This is a genomic window from Pseudomonas sp. FP2338 (assembly GCF_030687515.1).
GTDB classification, from domain to species: domain Bacteria; phylum Pseudomonadota; class Gammaproteobacteria; order Pseudomonadales; family Pseudomonadaceae; genus Aquipseudomonas; species Aquipseudomonas salomonii.
Genome location: NZ_CP117436.1, coordinates 1797378 through 1813967, shown reverse-complemented (window position 1 = coordinate 1813967; position 16590 = coordinate 1797378). Strand labels below are relative to the sequence as shown.

The following is a 16590-nucleotide window of genomic DNA, read 5'->3' as shown; positions in this document are numbered from 1 at the left end:
AAAGGAGCAACTGTGACCCTGATTTACGGCCACCGCGGTGCCAAAGGCGAAGCACCGGAAAACACCCTGACCAGCTTTCAGGAGTGCCTCAAGCACGGTGTACGCCGTTGCGAACTGGACTTGCACCTGTCCATGGACGGCGAGTTGATGGTGATCCACGACCCGACCCTCAAGCGCACCGCCGACCGGCGCGGCAAAGTCGTCGAGTATTCGGCGGCGGACCTTACGAAGATGGACGCGCGCAAAGGTGGCCCAGGTTGGGTCAAACCGTGCCCGATTCCGCGTCTGGAAGAACTGTTCGAACAGTGCGACTTCGATCATTGGCAGCTGGAAGTCAAAAGCGCCTCACGCACCCGTGCCGCGACCACCGTGTTGGCGATCCGCGAGATGGCGGTGCGACATGGCCTGATGGACAAGGTCACCGTCACTTCAAGTTCGCGGGAAGTATTAAAAGCAGCGGTGGAACTCACCCCGGACCTGTCACGCGGTCTGGTGGCCGAATACGCCTGGCTCGACCCGTTGAAGGTCGCGCAGAACTACGGCTGTGAATACCTGGCATTGAACTGGACGCTGTGCACCCCCGAGCGTCTGGAAAAAGCCCAGCGCCAGGGTTTGCACGTGTCCGTGTGGACGGTCAACGAACCTGCGCTGATGCGCAGGCTCGCCGACTTCGGCGTAGATAGCCTGATTACAGACTTTCCCGGTTTGGCCACTGCCACCCTCGAGAATTACTGAAATCGGTCTCCCCGGCCGGCTCAGGCCACCGGCCGGAGCCGCTCAAAAAAGCCGGTTGAGGCCGTCGTAGGCCGCTACCCGATAGGCTTCGGCCATGGTCGGGTAGTTGAACGTGGTGTTTACAAAGTACTTGAGGGTATTTTGCTCACCCGGCTGGTTCATGATCGCCTGGCCGATGTGCACGATCTCTGAGGCCTGGTAGCCGAAGCAATGCACGCCAAGAACCTCAAGGGTTTCACGGTGGAACAGAATCTTCAGCATGCCTTGCGGCTCACCGGCGATCTGCGCACGCGCCATGCTTTTGAAGAACGCCTTGCCGACTTCGTAAGGCACCTTGGCCTTGGTCAGTTCGTGCTCGTTCTTGCCGATCGAGCTGATCTCGGGAATCGTGTAGATCCCGGTCGGCACGTCGTTCACGTAGCGCCAGCTGCCATTGTCGACGATGCTGCCGGCGGCCGAACGGCCCTGGTCATGGGCGGCACTGGCCAGGCTCGGCCAGCCGATCACGTCACCGGCACCGTAGATGTTCGGTACGCAGGTGCGATAGTTCTCGTCCACTTCGATCTGGCCACGGCTGTTGACCTTGACCCCGATGTTTTCCATGCCCAGCTTGTCGGTGTTGCCGGTACGGCCGTTGCACCACAGCAAGGCGTCGGCCTTGATCTTCTTGCCGGACTTGAGGTGCAGAATCACCCCGTTATCCAGGCCTTCGACCCGCTCGTACTCTTCGTTGTGGCGCACGGTGATGTTGTTGTTACTGAAGTGGTAGCTCAACGCCTGGGAGATTTCCGAGTCGAGGAAGCTCAGCAACTGGTCGCGGTTGTCGACCAGTTCCACCAACACGCCCAGGCCGCTGAAGATCGAGGCGTATTCACAGCCGATCACGCCGGCGCCATAGATGATCAATTTGCGCGGGGTGTGGCCCAGGCTCAGGATGGTGTCGCTATCGTAGATACGCGGGTGGTGGAAATCGATATCCGCCGGGCGATACGGGCGCGAACCGGTGGCGATGATGATGTGCTTGGCCACCAGTTTTTCGACCACGCCATTGGCGCAGACCACTTCGACGGTTTGCTCGTCGGCAAAACTGCCGGTGCCGAAAAACAGGTCGACGCGGTTACGGGCGTAGTAGCCGGTACGGGAAGCGACTTGTTTGGAAATGACTTTTTCGGCGCTTTTCAATACGTCCGGGAACGAGAACCAGCGTGGCTCACCAATGGCCCGGAACATCGGGTTGGTGTTGAACTGCATGATCTGGCGCACCGAGTGACGCAAGGCCTTGGACGGGATGGTACCCAGGTGGGTGCAGTTACCGCCGACCTGGCGACGGCTATCGACCATCGCCACCTTGCGCCCCGCTTTGGCGGCGTTCATTGCCGCACCTTCTCCAGCCGGGCCGGAACCCAGTACCACTACGTCGTAGTTGTAGACAGCCATGCGTACTCCTCAGAACAGGCCAGGCGTACGGTTGGACGCCTGGCTAAATCATGCCGCGGCCAGCGGGCATGAAGGAAATTTTTGGCTCAAGTGTGTGAGCCGGGGCACAGTCTATATAAGGCTCAACGCCGCGCACATTAACCCTTGGTCGCGTCGTAGGCCAGTCTTGCCTTTACTACAGGAACTGCAAACTGGCATTACACTGCTGACACGCACCTTCGCAGGCGGGGCCATTATGCGGCATGTGGTTTTGTGTTTAATGATGATTTTTTCGTTTGCGGTGCATGCCAATGAGGCGGACCGGCTCAAACAGGCTGGCTTCCCGGCGCAGTCTCATGAACTGGCGCTGAAAAACCAGGCGGTGCTGGTGTATCTCTGGGCGGATGTGTACGCGGCCGCGCTGTATGCCCCGGCAGACGTCAGCGCCAAACAGGCCTGGACCCAGCGAAACGAGGTGCGCCTGGCGCTGTATTACTTTCGCGATATCGACCGTAATGATGTGATCAAGGCCGCTACGGCCACCCTCGAACGCCAGCAATCCGCTGCAACCCTCGCCCGGCTTAAGCCAGAGTTGGACCCACTGCACGCCAGTTTCCGCAACATCCGCACGGGCGATCGTTATGCCCTGGATTTTCGCCCTGGGCGCGGGCTGAATCTGGAGATTAATGAGCAGGTGGTGTTCAGCAGTCGTAACGAGGAATTGGCAAAAGCCTACCTCGGTATCTGGCTGGCGCCGAAAGGCCTGTCGGACAGCCTGCGCAACGCCCTCCTGAACTAACCACCACCCCAAAAAACACCAAATACCCCCTGTGGGAGCGGGCTTGCCTGCGATAGCGGTGGGTCAGCCACTCATTTGCGGACTGACACACCGCTATCGCAGGCAAGCCCGCTCCCACATTTGATTTTGATTGCCCTCGACAACTGCGCATTTAGTCAGCTTGCTATCAATTTTTATTGCCGGTAGTGGCTAATACACATATGGTTACAAAACTGCAGCAAGGACGAATGATGACCAGGGATCACTAATAAGATAGCCAGAATGAGTGCATGACATGTCCACTACCACGGGCAAGGGCAAGGCGATTTTTCGCGTTGTCAGCGGCAACTTCCTCGAGATGTTCGACTTCATGGTCTACGGCTTCTACGCCACGGCCATTGCCAAAACCTTCTTCCCCAGCGACAGCGCCTTTGCCTCGCTGATGCTGTCGCTTGCGACCTTCGGCGCCGGCTTCCTGATGCGGCCACTGGGCGCAATCTTCCTCGGCGCCTACATCGACCGCCACGGCCGTAAAAAGGGTCTGGTCATCACCCTGGCCTTGATGGCTGCGGGCACCATCCTGATTGCCTGTGTGCCCGGCTACGCCACCCTGGGCGTTGCGGCGCCGTTGCTGGTGCTGTTTGGCCGCTTGTTGCAAGGTTTCTCCGCCGGCGTCGAGCTGGGCGGTGTGTCGGTGTACCTGGCGGAAATCGCCACGCCGGGCCGCAAAGGCTTTTTTGTCAGTTGGCAGTCCGCCAGCCAACAGGCTGCGGTGGTGTTCGCCGGTTTGCTCGGCGTGGGCCTCAACCACTGGCTCAGCCCCGAAGAGATGGGCGACTGGGGCTGGCGCGTACCGTTCCTGATCGGCTGCCTGATCGTGCCGGTGATCTTCGTGATTCGCCGTTCGCTGGAAGAAACCCCTGAGTTCCAGGCGCGTAAACACCGCCCTACCCTGCAGGAAATCGTGCGTTCGATCGGCCAGAACTTCGGCATTGTCATTGCCGGCATGGCGCTGGTGGTGATGACCACCGTGTCGTTCTACCTGATCACCGCCTACACCCCGACCTTCGGCAAGGCCGAACTGCACCTGTCCGACTTCGATGCGTTGCTGGTCACGGTGTGCGTGGGCATTTCCAACTTTATCTGGCTGCCGGTGATGGGCGCGGTGTCCGACAAGATCGGGCGCAAACCCTTACTGCTAGGGGCGACGATTCTGGCGATTCTCACGGCGTACCCGGCGCTGTCGTGGCTGGTGGCGAATCCGAGCTTCAGCCATCTGCTGATCGTGCTGTTGTGGTTGTCGTTCCTGTATGGCTCGTACAACGGGGCGATGGTGGTGGCGCTTACCGAGATTATGCCGATTGAAGTGCGCACCACCGGGTTTTCGCTGGCTTACAGCCTGGCGACGGCGACCTTTGGTGGGTTTACGCCGGCGGCCTGTACTTATCTGATCCATGTGCTGGATAACAAGGCGGCGCCGGGAATTTGGCTGAGTGGCGCGGCGGTGTTGGGGTTGATTGCGACGCTGGTGCTGTTTAAAGGCAATCGGCATGAATTGCGGACGGCGCAGGCTTCGGTGGTTGGCGGCGCCTGATAGTCCGCTATCGCAGGCAAGCCAGCTCCCACATTTCGACGTTTGAACACAGTCAAAGGTGGGAGCTGGCTTGCCTGCGATGAGGCCCTGACATTCAATACAAAACCAACAGACACAAAAAAGCCCCGAACCAGTCGGGGCTTTTTCATTTACCGCTAAGGCTTAGCGCGGAAATGCTGGCGGGTTAACCCCGGCCATGTCTTCCATCACACGAACCACCTGGCAGCTGTAGCCGAACTCGTTGTCGTACCAAACATACAGAACAACGCGGTTGTCCTGGGTAATGGTCGCTTCAGCGTCGACCACACCGGCGTGGCGCGAACCCACGAAGTCGGTGGAAACCACTTCCTGCGAGTTAACGAAGTCGATCTGCTTGTGCAGGTCGGAGTGCAGCGCCATGTAGCGCAGGTACTCGTTCATCTCTTCACGGGTGGCGGCTTTCTCAAGGTTCAGGTTGAGAATGGCCATCGACACGTTCGGCGTCGGTACACGGATCGCGTTACCGGTCAGCTTGCCGGCCAGCTCAGGCAGGGCCTTGGCAGCAGCGGTGGCGGCACCGGTCTCGGTGATCACCATGTTCAGCGCGGCGCTACGGCCACGGCGATCGCCTTTGTGGAAGTTGTCGATCAGGTTCTGGTCGTTGGTGTACGAGTGAACCGTTTCAACGTGACCGTTAACGATGCCGAACTTGTCATTCACAGCCTTCAGCACCGGCACGATGGCGTTGGTGGTGCACGAAGCGGCGGACACGATCTTGTCGTCAGCGGTGATTTCACCGTGGTTGATACCGTGCACGATGTTCTTGAGCTTGCCCTTGCCAGGCGCAGTCAGCACAACGCGGTCGATACCCGGGCAGGCCAGATGCTGGCCCAGGCCTTCGGCATCACGCCATACGCCGGTGTTGTCCACCAGCAGCGCGTCTTTAATGCCGTACTGGGTGTAATCCACCTCGGCCGGGTTCTTCGCGTAGATCACCTGGATCAGGTTACCGTTGGCGGTGATGGTGTTGTTTTCTTCGTCGATGACGATGGTGCCGTTGAACGGGCCGTGTACCGAGTCGCGACGCAACAGGCTTGCGCGCTTGGTCAGGTCGTTCTCGGCGCCTTTGCGCACCACGATGGCACGCAGGCGCAGGCCGTCGCCGCCACCGGTTTTTTCGATCAGGATGCGCGCCAGCAGGCGGCCGATACGACCGAAACCGTACAACACCACGTCGGTGCCTTTGCGGGCAGCGGCGTTTTGCTGGCCAACCACATCGGCCATTTTCTCACGCACGAACTGCTCGGCGCTGCGGCCGGCACCTTCCTTGCGGAACTTGTAAGCCAACTTGCCCAGGTCTACCGAAGCCGCGCCGAGCTTGAGCTCGCTCATGGCTTTAAGCAGTGGGAATGTTTCGTGGACGGAGAGTTCGCTGTCGTCGGCGGAACGGTGACGCGCAAAGCGGTGCGCTTTGAGAATCGCGATGACAGACTGGTTGATCAGGCTGCGGCCATAGATCGAGCTCACCACATTGTTATTGCGGTACAGCTGACCGATAAGCGGAATCATCGCTTCAGCGAGTGCTTCACGGTCGATCCATTCACCAAGACACTGGTCGGGCTTCTGAGTCACGGGAACCTTCCACATGTAGGGGCAGAAAAAAGGGGCTACATTATGTCGTCCGACTGCCCGTTGAGCAATGCGCCGAGCACAACAAAAAGCCCTTGCAAAAAAATACCACCCCGCTACAAGCCAGGAAACACGCGGGTTTCAGCAGGCCGCCCATGCCGCGATTGTGCCAACTTGTCCGTAACCCTCCGAAACATCCACGCAAAATGGCACTACATATTGAGTCAAAACCCGCCATTGTTTGTCTTAGCCACTACATTTCCTGCAAACCCTAATAGGCTCAGTCAGCAACTGACAGGCGGCACCTTGGACCGCTACAATTACCGACTTTGTCGCAACGCTTGGAGCTCAACCTTCCGTGCCCGTTCTGCGTCTACCGCTTCTCCCTGCCGCGGCAGGTAAACAGCACTGGGGCAACCTGCCCGGTGCCGCCCTGAGCCTGGCCATTGCCGAGGCTGCCAGCGCAGCCAAGCGCTTTACCCTGCTGCTTACCGCCGACAGCCAAAGCGCCGAACGGCTGGAGCAGGAGCTGAGCTTCTTCGCCCCCGATTTGCCGGTGCTGCATTTCCCCGACTGGGAAACCCTGCCCTACGACCTGTTCTCGCCGCACCAGGACATCATCTCCCAGCGCATCGCCAGCCTCTACCGCCTGCCGGAACTGGCCCACGGCGTGCTCGTGGTGCCGATCACCACCGCCCTGCACCGCCTGGCGCCGACCAAGTTTCTGCTCGGCAGCAGCCTGGTGCTGGATGTCGGCCAGAAGCTCGATGTGGAGCAGATGCGCACGCGCCTGGAAGCCAGCGGTTACCGTTGCGTCGACACCGTGTACGAACACGGCGAGTTTGCGGTGCGTGGTGCGTTGATCGACCTGTTCCCGATGGGCAGCAAACTGCCCTACCGCATCGACCTGTTCGATGACGAAATCGAGACGCTGCGCACCTTCGACCCGGACAACCAGCGCTCCATCGACAAGGTAGAGTCGATCAAGCTGCTGCCGGCGCGGGAATTCCCGCTGCAAAAAGACGCGGTCACGCGCTTCAAGGCGCGCTTTCGCGAACGCTTCGACGTCGACTTCCGCCGCTGCCCGATCTTTCAGGATTTAAGCAGCGGGATTACCCCGGCCGGTATCGAGTACTACCTGCCGCTGTTCTTCGATGAAACCTCCACCCTGTTCGATTACCTGCCCGCAGACACCCAAGTGTTCTCGCTGCCGGGCATCGAGCAGGCGGCGGAAAACTTCTGGAACGATGTGCGCAACCGCTACGAAGAGCGCCGCGTCGACCCGTCGCGGCCTTTATTGCCGCCCGCCGAACTGTTCCTGCCGGTGGAAGACTGCTTCGCCCGCCTGAAAAACTGGCCGCGCGTGGTTGCCAGCCAGCAGGACGTGGACGCCGGCAGTGGCCGCGAGCGCTTCCCGGCGAGCACGTTGCCGGACCTGGCAATTCAGGCCAAAGCCACGCAGCCACTGGAAGCGCTGTCGAATTTCATTGGCGACTTCCCAGGCCGTGTGCTGTTTACCGCCGAATCCGCCGGCCGTCGCGAAGTGCTGCTGGAGCTGCTGGAGCGCTTGAAGCTGCGCCCGAAAACCGTCGACAGCTGGCCGGACTTTGTCAAAAGCAAAGAGCGCCTGGCCATCACCATCGCACCGCTGGACGAAGGTTTGTTGCTGGACGACCCGGCCCTGGCACTGATCGCCGAAAGCCCGTTGTTCGGCCAGCGCGTGATGCAGCGCCGGCGCCGTGAAAAACGCACCGACGCCAACAACGACGCGGTGATCAAGAACCTCACCGAACTGCGCGAAGGCGCGCCCGTGGTGCATATCGACCATGGCGTGGGCCGCTACCTGGGTTTGCAGACCCTGGAGATCGACAACCAGGCCGCCGAATTCCTCACCATGGAATACGCCGAAGGCGCCAAGCTCTACGTGCCAGTGGCCAGCCTGCACCTGATCGCACGCTATACCGGCAGCGACGACGCGCTGGCGCCGTTGCACCGCCTGGGCTCCGAGACCTGGCAAAAAGCCAAGCGCAAAGCCGCCGAACAAGTACGCGACGTGGCCGCCGAGTTGCTCGACATCTATGCCCGCCGTGCTGCGCGCGAAGGCTATGCGTTCGCCGACCCGAAAGCCGACTACGCCACCTTCAGCGCCGGTTTTGCCTTCGAAGAAACCCCGGACCAGCAAACCACCATCGAAGCGGTGCGCGCCGATATGCTTGCGCCCAAGCCAATGGACCGCCTGGTGTGCGGCGACGTGGGCTTCGGCAAAACCGAAGTGGCCATGCGCGCGGCCTTTATTGCCGTGCACGGTGGCAAGCAAGTAGCGATTCTGGTGCCGACCACCCTGCTCGCCCAACAGCACTACAACAGCTTCCGCGACCGCTTTGCCGACTGGCCGGTGACGGTGGAAGTGATGAGCCGCTTCAAATCCGCCAAGGAAGTCAACGCCGCCATCGCCGATCTGGCCGAGGGCAAGATTGATATCGTGATCGGCACCCACAAGCTGCTGTCGGACGACGTGAAGATCAAGAACCTGGGCCTTGTGATCATCGACGAAGAGCACCGCTTTGGCGTGCGTCAAAAAGAACAGCTCAAGGCCCTGCGCAGCGAAGTCGACATTCTGACGCTCACCGCAACGCCGATCCCACGCACGCTGAACATGGCCGTGTCGGGCATGCGCGACCTGTCGATCATTGCCACCCCACCCGCACGGCGGTTGTCGGTGCGCACCTTTGTGATGGAGCAGAACAAAAGCACGGTCAAGGAAGCCTTGTTGCGTGAACTGCTGCGCGGCGGGCAGGTTTACTACCTGCACAACGACGTGAAGACCATCGAGAAATGCGCCGCCGACCTCGCCGAACTGGTGCCGGAAGCGCGCATCGCCATCGGCCACGGGCAGATGCGCGAGCGTGAACTCGAACAAGTCATGAGCGACTTCTACCACAAGCGCTTCAACGTGCTGATCGCCTCGACCATCATCGAGACCGGCATTGACGTGCCGAGCGCCAACACCATCATCATTGAGCGCGCCGACAAATTCGGCCTGGCGCAATTGCACCAGCTGCGTGGCCGTGTGGGTCGCAGTCACCACCAGGCCTATGCCTACCTGCTGACACCGCCGCGCCAACAGATCACCTCCGATGCCGAAAAGCGCCTGGAAGCGATCGCCAATACCCAGGACCTCGGTGCCGGTTTTGTACTGGCCACCAACGACCTGGAAATCCGTGGCGCCGGCGAACTGCTCGGCGACGGCCAGAGCGGGCAGATCCAGGCGGTGGGTTTCACGCTGTATATGGAGATGCTCGAACGCGCAGTAAAAGCCATCCGCAAAGGCGAACAACCGAACCTCGACCAACCCTTGGGCGGCGGCCCGGAAATCAACCTGCGTTTGCCGGCGTTGATTCCCGAAGACTACCTGCCCGACGTGCATGCGCGGCTGATTCTCTACAAGCGCATCGCCTCGGCCACCGACGAAGAAGGCCTCAAGGACCTGCAAGTCGAGATGATCGACCGCTTCGGCCTGCTGCCCGAGCCAACCAAGAACCTGGTACGCCTGACGCTGCTGAAATTGCAGGCCGAACAACTGGGTATCAAGAAGGTCGACGCCGGGCCGCAGGGTGGGCGCATCGAGTTCGAGGCGCAAACGCCGGTGGACCCATTGGTGCTGATCAAACTGATTCAGGGCCAACCCAACCGCTACAAGTTCGAAGGGGCTACGCTGTTCAAATTCATGGTGCCGATGGAGCGTGCCGAAGAACGCTTTAATACCCTGGAGGCGCTGTTTGAGCGCCTCATCCCGAAATCTGCTTGAAGGACGCCCCCATGCGCCTGTTCCGCATTCTGAGCTTCATGTTGGTGGTGGTCGCTCCTTCGGCATTTGCCGACAGCCCGTACCTGGTGGAAATGATCCTGGTGCGCCAGAACGCCGAGCCGGTGATCAATAGCCGCGCCGCGCCGGAAAACTGGGATGCCGGTGCGGCGCGGCTGCCGACCGACAAACTGAGCCCACCGCGGCTGGGCAACATCGTCGACAAGCTGAGTGCGGACAACAGTTACACCGTATTGCTGCACCGCGCCTGGGATCAGAACCTCGGCGAGCAACCGGTGAAGCTGGCCATTACCGATGGCCAGGAGCAGTTCGGCCAGTTTCCTATCGAAGGCACGCTGAACCTGCAGCTGGGGCGCTTTACCGATATCGACGCGGATTTCTGGATCAACCGGTTCGACGCCAACGGCAGCGTGATTGCCAGCGAACACTTGAGCCAGCAAGACGTGCGCACCAAGAACAACCAACTCAATTACCTGGATGGCGGCCACTTGGCGCTGCTGATCAAGATCACGTCGCTGACCGCCAAACCACCCAGTGCGCCACCGCCCGACATTCAGGACTGATCCAGCGCCATGCCCCTGACGTCGTCGTTGACCAAACCCCTGGCCCCTTCGTGGGCCAATCGCTTTAAAGAGCAAAGCCTTGAGCGCGGGCGGCGCTACGCCCTGGAAAACCGCGTGCGCATCGTCGAGTCCGGCGACAGCACCATCATCGCCAGCTGCGAAGGCTCTGGCGGCAATGTTTACCGACAAACCATCTCGCTGCGCGAATCGGCCAAGGGCACGCTGATTCTGGTGGACAGCCGCTGCACCTGCCCGGTACACACCAACTGCAAACACATCGCGGCCGTGCTGCTCAAGGTCCAGGAAACCCTGGCCTACCCGGCCGCCGCGCAAGATGCCGAGCTGTTGGAAAAGCTCCAGGCCGTGCTGGATAACCGCGTGGTGCTGCCACAAGTGGTCATGGAAGAGGTGCGGCCGGTGCCGCGCCTGTGGCTGGCCAGCGTGGAGTTCAGTGCGTTTGAACCGCGTAATGGCAAGATGCAGCGCTATATCCAGCACCGTGCGGCGCTGTCGTTCAATTACCTGGGCAACTATGTCAGCGGGCAGAAAAACGCTGACATCATCGTGCGCCAGGAAACCCAGAGCCTGCGCATCAAGCGCCATCCGGAGCTGGAGCAACCCTATCGCGAACAACTGCGCCTGCTCGGCTTCAAGATCGCCACGCGCCAGAGCAAGGCGTTGCCGGAGAGTGCCGGCGAGCTGTTCGAACTGGTCAATGACAGTGCGTGGCTGAACTTCACCCTCAACGCCTCGCCGACCTTGCGCGCCGAGGGTTGGGAGCTGCAAATAGAAGAAGATTTCGGTTTCGACCTTAGTGCCGTCGATGACTGGTACGCCACCGTCGATGAAGGCCCGGAACGCGACTGGTTCGACCTGGAGCTGGGGATTATCGTCAATGGCGAGCGCCTGAGCCTGTTGCCGATTTTGCTCAACTTGATGCGTTCCCACACCGAAATCCTCAACCCGGAGAAACTCGCCCGGCGCCGTGACGACGAGTTGATCCTGGTGAATATTCCCGGCCTGCCCAACGGCCATGGCCCGCTGCAAGTGGCGTTGCCTTACGGCCGGCTCAAGCCCGTTCTGGCCACCCTTGGCGAGTTTTACCTACAGGAAACCGGCACCACCAGCTTGCGTCTGGCCAAGGCCGATGCCATTCGCCTGAACCCGCTGGAAGACCTGCCGCTGCAATGGGAAGGCGGCGAGAAGATCCGCAACTTCGCCCAGCGCCTGCGCGACATCAAGGACTTCACCTGCGTGGCGCCCGAAGGCTTGAACGCGACCTTGCGCCCGTATCAGCTGGAAGGCTTGAGTTGGATGCAGTCGCTGCGTCAGCTCGATGTGGGCGGGATTCTTGCCGATGACATGGGCCTGGGCAAAACCCTGCAGACCCTGGCGCATATTCTCAGCGAAAAAGCCGCCGGGCGCCTCGATCGGCCGTGCATGGTGGTGATGCCCACCAGTCTGATTCCCAACTGGCTGGATGAAGCGGCGCACTTCACACCGCAACTGCGGGTGCAGGCGCTATACGGCGCTGGTCGCAAGAAACATTTCACCCATCTGCAGGACTTTGACCTGCTGCTGACCACCTACGCGCTGCTGCCCAAGGACATCGACACCCTCGCCGCCCAGCCCTTGCACGTGCTGATCCTCGATGAAGCCCAGTACATAAAAAATCCCAACAGCAAGGCTGCCCAGGCCGCGCGCGAGCTCAATGCGCGCCAGCGCCTGTGCCTGAGCGGCACGCCGCTGGAAAACCACCTGGGCGAGCTGTGGTCGCTGTTCCACTTTCTGCTGCCGGGCTGGCTGGGAGACGTCAAAAGCTTCAACCGCGATTACCGCGTGCCCATCGAAAAGCGCGCCAGTGAGGTGCGCTTGCAGCACCTCAACGGTCGGATCAAACCCTTCCTGCTGCGCCGCACCAAAGAGCAGGTGGCCACCGAGCTGCCGCCCAAGACCGAGATCATCCACTGGGTCGACCTCAACGAGGCCCAGCGCGACGTGTACGAAACCATGCGCCTGGCCATGGACAAAAAGGTGCGCGACGAAATCACCCGCAAGGGCGTGGCGCGCAGCCAGATCATCATTCTTGAGGCGCTGCTCAAACTGCGCCAGGTATGCTGCGACCTGCGCCTGGTCAACGACGCCACCCTGCCCGCCCGTGGCAGCAGCTCGGGCAAACTCGACAGCCTGCTGGAGATGCTCGAAGAGCTGTTTGCCGAAGGGCGCCGGATATTGTTGTTCTCGCAGTTCACCTCGATGCTGAGCCTGATCGAAGCCGAGCTGAAAAAACGCGGCGTGCCCTACGCATTACTCACCGGCCAGACCCGCGACCGGCGCACGCCGGTGAAGGATTTCCAGAGCGGCAAGCTACAGATTTTTCTGATCAGCCTGAAGGCCGGCGGCGTCGGTTTGAACCTGACCGAGGCCGACACGGTGATCCACTATGACCCATGGTGGAACCCGGCGACGGAAAACCAGGCGACCGACCGTGCGTACCGCATCGGGCAGGAGAAGCCGGTGTTCGTCTACAAGATGATTGCGCGAGGCACGGTGGAGGAGAAAATCCAGCACCTGCAGAAGGAAAAGTCTGACCTGGCAGCGGGTGTGCTGGATGGGCGCACGACCGGGGATTGGCAGTTGGGTAATGAGGATATTGAGGCGTTGTTTGCACCATTGCCCCATAAGCAAGAGAAGCGCTGACGGTTAGATCGCTATCGCAGGCAAGCCAGCTCCCACCCTTGATGTGTGAATACATTCAAGGGTGGGAGCTGGCTTGCCTGCGATGGCAGCAGCAACGCGGTATTCAGTCGATCAACTGAGCATCGCGCAACGCGGTAAGCGCCACCAGCCAACGCGGATCCTGCTTGTACTCTGTCGAAGCAATCGCCTGCCCACGCATCCGCGCAATCCGCGCCGATGGCGTGACCTTCATGCGCTGCGCCGCCGTGAGTGCCAGCTCCGCAGCCGCCCGGTCATTGCACACCAAACCCATATCACAACCGGCCGTCAGCGCCGCCTCAATTCGACTGGCCGCATCGCCGACCACATGCGCCCCCGCCATGGACAGGTCATCGCTGAAAATCACCCCGTCAAATTGCAGCTCGCCGCGCAGAATGTCCTGCAACCAGCGACGCGAGAAGCCGGCGGGTTGGGCGTCCACTTGCGGGTAAATAACGTGAGCCGGCATCACCGCCGCCAATTGCTTGCTCAGGCGTGCGAAAGGCGCCAGGTCATTTGCGCGAATCTGTTCCAGGCTGCGTTCGTCGTTTGGAATCGCGACGTGGGAATCCGCCTCGGCCCAGCCATGGCCCGGGAAATGTTTGCCGGTGGCCGCCATGCCGGCGCTGTTCATACCGCGAATGAACGCCCCCGCGAGCACGGCAGCGCGCTCGGGGTCGCCTTCGAAGGAACGGGTGCCGACCACGGCGCTGCGTTGGTAGTCGAGGTCAAGCACCGGGGCGAAGCTCAGGTCAAGGCCGACCGCCAGCACTTCAGTGGCCATGATCCAGCCGCACTGCTCGGCCAGGTATTCGGCATTCGGCTTATCCGCCAGCAGACGCATGGCCGGCAGGCGTACAAAACCCTGACGCAGGCGCTGCACACGACCGCCTTCCTGATCGACGGCCAGCAGCAGGTCGGGGCGAACCGCGCGAATCGCCGCGCTCAGCTCGCGCACCTGGCGTGGATGCTCGATATTGCGCGCAAAAATGATCAACCCGCCCACTTCAGGCTGGCGCAACAACTGGCGATCCTCGGCCGTCAGCCAAGTGCCGGCCACATCGACCATTAACGAACCTTGCAGGGCAGCAGTCATAAACCTTCCTTAAATAACGCACACAACCCGTTGCCCTCACCTGGCGCGAAAAGCGCGGTGAGCACAACGGGTTGCGAGTAAATAGCTGAAATCGGCATGGCGGCTAGCTTAGCCGCCGCGCACACCTGGGGCAATCACGCCTTGGCGACGGCCGGCGTCGACTTGCTGCGCGGGCGCAGTTGCGCGGTGGCCATGGCCGGGTCGGTCACGCCGGTTTCGGCGCGCATGCCGGCGGCAAGGAACGGCACCATCAGGCGCATCACTTGCTCGATGGAGGTGTTGACGCCGAAATCGGTCTCGGCAATCGCGCGCAAGGCCTTGATGCCGGACATGCTGAAGGCGGCGGCGCCGAGCATGAAGTGCACACGCCAGAACAGTTCGATCGGCGGAATACGCGGGGCGGCCTCGTTAACCAGCAGCATGTAACGGCGGAACACCTTGCCGTACATGTCTTCCAGATAACGGCGCAGGTGGCCCTGGCTCTGGCTGAAGGCCAGCCCTAAAAGGCGCATGAAGATCGACAGGTCATTGCCGCTGCGCGGTTGAACCACCAGCGCTTGCTCAACCAGGATTTCCAGCAGGTCTTCCAGGCTTGGCTTGTTTTCGGGCTTGGTCTGGCGACGCTCCAGCTCACGGTCGAGGCTGGCGCAGAACGGCCCCAGGAAGCGTGAGAACACCGCCTGGATCAGGGCTTTTTTTGAGCCGAAATGATAGTTCACGGCGGCGAGGTTAACCCCAGCCTTGCTGGTGATCAGCCGCAATGAAGTTTCAGCAAATCCTTTTTCCGCGAACAATTGCTCGGCAGCATCGAGAATGCGTTCAACGGTTTCCGACTGGGCCATGGCTACTCCGCCTGACAAACACTTGTTTGAAACATACGTTTCAGGGTGTGTCTTGTCAAGCCTGCGAGTCCGTTTTCCGGCCGGGCAGTCATCTATTTCATCGCTATTTAATCACATCCTTCGCGCCCTGTAGGCAGCGCTGTCTATGCCTTGTAGGAAGAGTGACAGACGACCGTCCAGCGGAGTGCCAAAAAAGGATGATTGCCAAGCGCAGTTCACTGTATATAATCCCAGTCACTGTATAAAAAGACAGAGCGATCAACATGCTAAAACTGACGCCACGCCAAGCTGAGATTCTGGCTTTTATCAAGCGCTGCCTCGACGACAACGGCTACCCGCCGACGCGAGCGGAAATTGCGCTGGAACTGGGGTTCAAGTCCCCCAACGCCGCCGAAGAACACCTCAAGGCCCTCGCCCGCAAAGGCGCGATCGAGATGACCCCGGGTGCTTCACGCGGTATTCGTATCCCTGGTTTTGAAGCCAAGGCCGACGAATCGACCCTGCCGATCATCGGCCGTGTCGCTGCCGGTGCGCCGATCCTGGCGCAGCAGCACGTCGAAGAGTCCTGCAACATCAACCCGACGTTCTTCCATCCGCGTGCCGACTACCTGTTGCGCGTACACGGCATGAGCATGAAGGACGTGGGCATTTTCGACGGTGACCTGCTGGCCGTCCACACCACTCGCGAAGCCCGTAATGGCCAGATCGTCGTCGCCCGTATCGGCGATGAAGTCACCGTCAAACGCTTCAAGCGTGAAGGCAGCAAGGTCTGGCTTATGGCCGAGAACCCTGAGTTCGCCCCGATTGAAGTGAACCTGAAAGATCAGGACCTGGTGATCGAAGGCTTGAGCGTCGGCGTCATTCGCCGCTAAAGGAGGCACCATGCAGCTCGTGCACACCCCGCAACACACACAACTGTCGCTGTTCGAGGCCTTTATGGCCCAACCCCTTGCGCCCATCCTCAAGGAAACGGTCGAAGCCCCGTGGGGCTCCGAACCTGAGGCGTTCAGTGAGCTGTCGTTGCGCGGTGCTGCCGGGAGCTGCCTGAGCCTGCTGGCGCCGATACTTCGCGAATTGAGCGAGGAGCAGGACGCACGCTGGCTGACGCTGATCGCCCCACCCGCCAGCCTGACCCAGGCCTGGCTGCGGGACGCCGGCCTCAACCGTGAGCGCATCCTGCTGCTGCAACCGCGCGGTGCGCAAAGTGCCCAGCAGTTGACGTGCGAAGCCTTGCGCCTGGGGCGTAGCCATACGGTGGTGAGCTGGTTGAACCCGCTGAATGCGGCCGCCAAGCAACAGCTGGTCAGCGCCGCGCGCACGGGCGATGCGCAGAGTTTGAATATTCGATTGGGGTAATGGGGTCTGATGCAGGCCAACCCTGTGGACGGGCTTATTGTGGCAGGCGAGCTTGTTG

General features: G+C 60.8%; 12 protein-coding genes. 8 read left to right on the top strand and 4 right to left on the bottom strand.

The annotated features are described in order from the left end of the window. Nucleotides 1–12: 12 nt before the first annotated feature. On the top strand, nucleotides 13–735 hold the full coding sequence (locus PSH96_RS08240) for a glycerophosphodiester phosphodiesterase (protein ID WP_305458619.1): 723 nt from the start codon (nucleotides 13–15) through the stop codon (nucleotides 733–735). A gap of 42 nt (nucleotides 736–777) precedes the next feature. Here PSH96_RS08240 and sthA read toward each other — a convergent pair whose 3' ends face one another. Continuing rightward, nucleotides 778–2172 (bottom strand): Si-specific NAD(P)(+) transhydrogenase, encoded by a 1395-nt coding sequence (sthA, locus tag PSH96_RS08235; RefSeq protein ID WP_003189670.1) that lies wholly within the window; start codon nucleotides 2170–2172, stop codon nucleotides 778–780. A gap of 235 nt (nucleotides 2173–2407) precedes the next feature. Here sthA and PSH96_RS08230 point away from each other — a divergent pair, with 235 nt between their 5' ends. Next, nucleotides 2408–2950 (top strand): chalcone isomerase family protein, encoded by a 543-nt coding sequence (locus PSH96_RS08230; RefSeq protein WP_305458618.1) that lies wholly within the window; start codon nucleotides 2408–2410, stop codon nucleotides 2948–2950. A 274-nt stretch (nucleotides 2951–3224) separates the two neighbouring features. Continuing rightward, complete coding sequence (locus PSH96_RS08225; protein WP_058419623.1) at nucleotides 3225–4523, top strand: MFS transporter; 1299 nt, start codon at nucleotides 3225–3227, stop codon at nucleotides 4521–4523. A gap of 162 nt (nucleotides 4524–4685) precedes the next feature. Here PSH96_RS08225 and PSH96_RS08220 read toward each other — a convergent pair whose 3' ends face one another. Continuing rightward, nucleotides 4686–6149, bottom strand: coding sequence for a glyceraldehyde-3-phosphate dehydrogenase (locus PSH96_RS08220; protein ID WP_305458617.1), 1464 nt, complete (start codon nucleotides 6147–6149; stop codon nucleotides 4686–4688). A 340-nt stretch (nucleotides 6150–6489) separates the two neighbouring features. On the opposite strand from PSH96_RS08220, the gene mfd reads away from it, so the two are divergent. The 3 genes from mfd to PSH96_RS08205 are packed head-to-tail and all read left to right on the top strand — an operon-like array spanning nucleotide 6490 to nucleotide 13220. Continuing rightward, entirely contained in the window at nucleotides 6490–9939 is a 3450-nt protein-coding gene (gene mfd / locus PSH96_RS08215; protein ID WP_305458616.1) for a transcription-repair coupling factor, read from the top strand. 11 nt (nucleotides 9940–9950) lie between these two features. Next, nucleotides 9951–10520, top strand: coding sequence for a CsiV family protein (locus PSH96_RS08210; protein WP_065929183.1), 570 nt, complete (start codon nucleotides 9951–9953; stop codon nucleotides 10518–10520). 9 nt (nucleotides 10521–10529) lie between these two features. Further along, nucleotides 10530–13220 carry a DEAD/DEAH box helicase gene (locus PSH96_RS08205; protein ID WP_305458615.1) on the top strand — a complete coding sequence of 897 codons (2691 nt, stop codon included), beginning with the start codon at nucleotides 10530–10532 and terminating at the stop codon, nucleotides 13218–13220. Between the two features lie 103 nt (nucleotides 13221–13323). Here PSH96_RS08205 and nagZ read toward each other — a convergent pair whose 3' ends face one another. Both nagZ and PSH96_RS08195 read right to left on the bottom strand, forming a co-directional pair. Further along, nucleotides 13324–14334, bottom strand: coding sequence for a beta-N-acetylhexosaminidase (gene nagZ / locus PSH96_RS08200; protein WP_305458614.1), 1011 nt, complete (start codon nucleotides 14332–14334; stop codon nucleotides 13324–13326). Between the two features lie 134 nt (nucleotides 14335–14468). Then, nucleotides 14469–15176, bottom strand: coding sequence for a TetR/AcrR family transcriptional regulator (locus tag PSH96_RS08195; RefSeq protein ID WP_305458613.1), 708 nt, complete (start codon nucleotides 15174–15176; stop codon nucleotides 14469–14471). 263 nt (nucleotides 15177–15439) lie between these two features. On the opposite strand from PSH96_RS08195, the gene lexA reads away from it, so the two are divergent. After that, nucleotides 15440–16048: a transcriptional repressor LexA gene (lexA, locus tag PSH96_RS08190; protein ID WP_017137423.1), complete on the top strand. Its 609-nt coding sequence runs from the start codon at nucleotides 15440–15442 to the stop codon at nucleotides 16046–16048. A 10-nt stretch (nucleotides 16049–16058) separates the two neighbouring features. Then, entirely contained in the window at nucleotides 16059–16532 is a 474-nt protein-coding gene (sulA, locus tag PSH96_RS08185) for an SOS-induced cell division inhibitor SulA (RefSeq protein WP_056857284.1), read from the top strand. The last annotated feature ends 58 nt before the right edge of the window (nucleotides 16533–16590 follow it).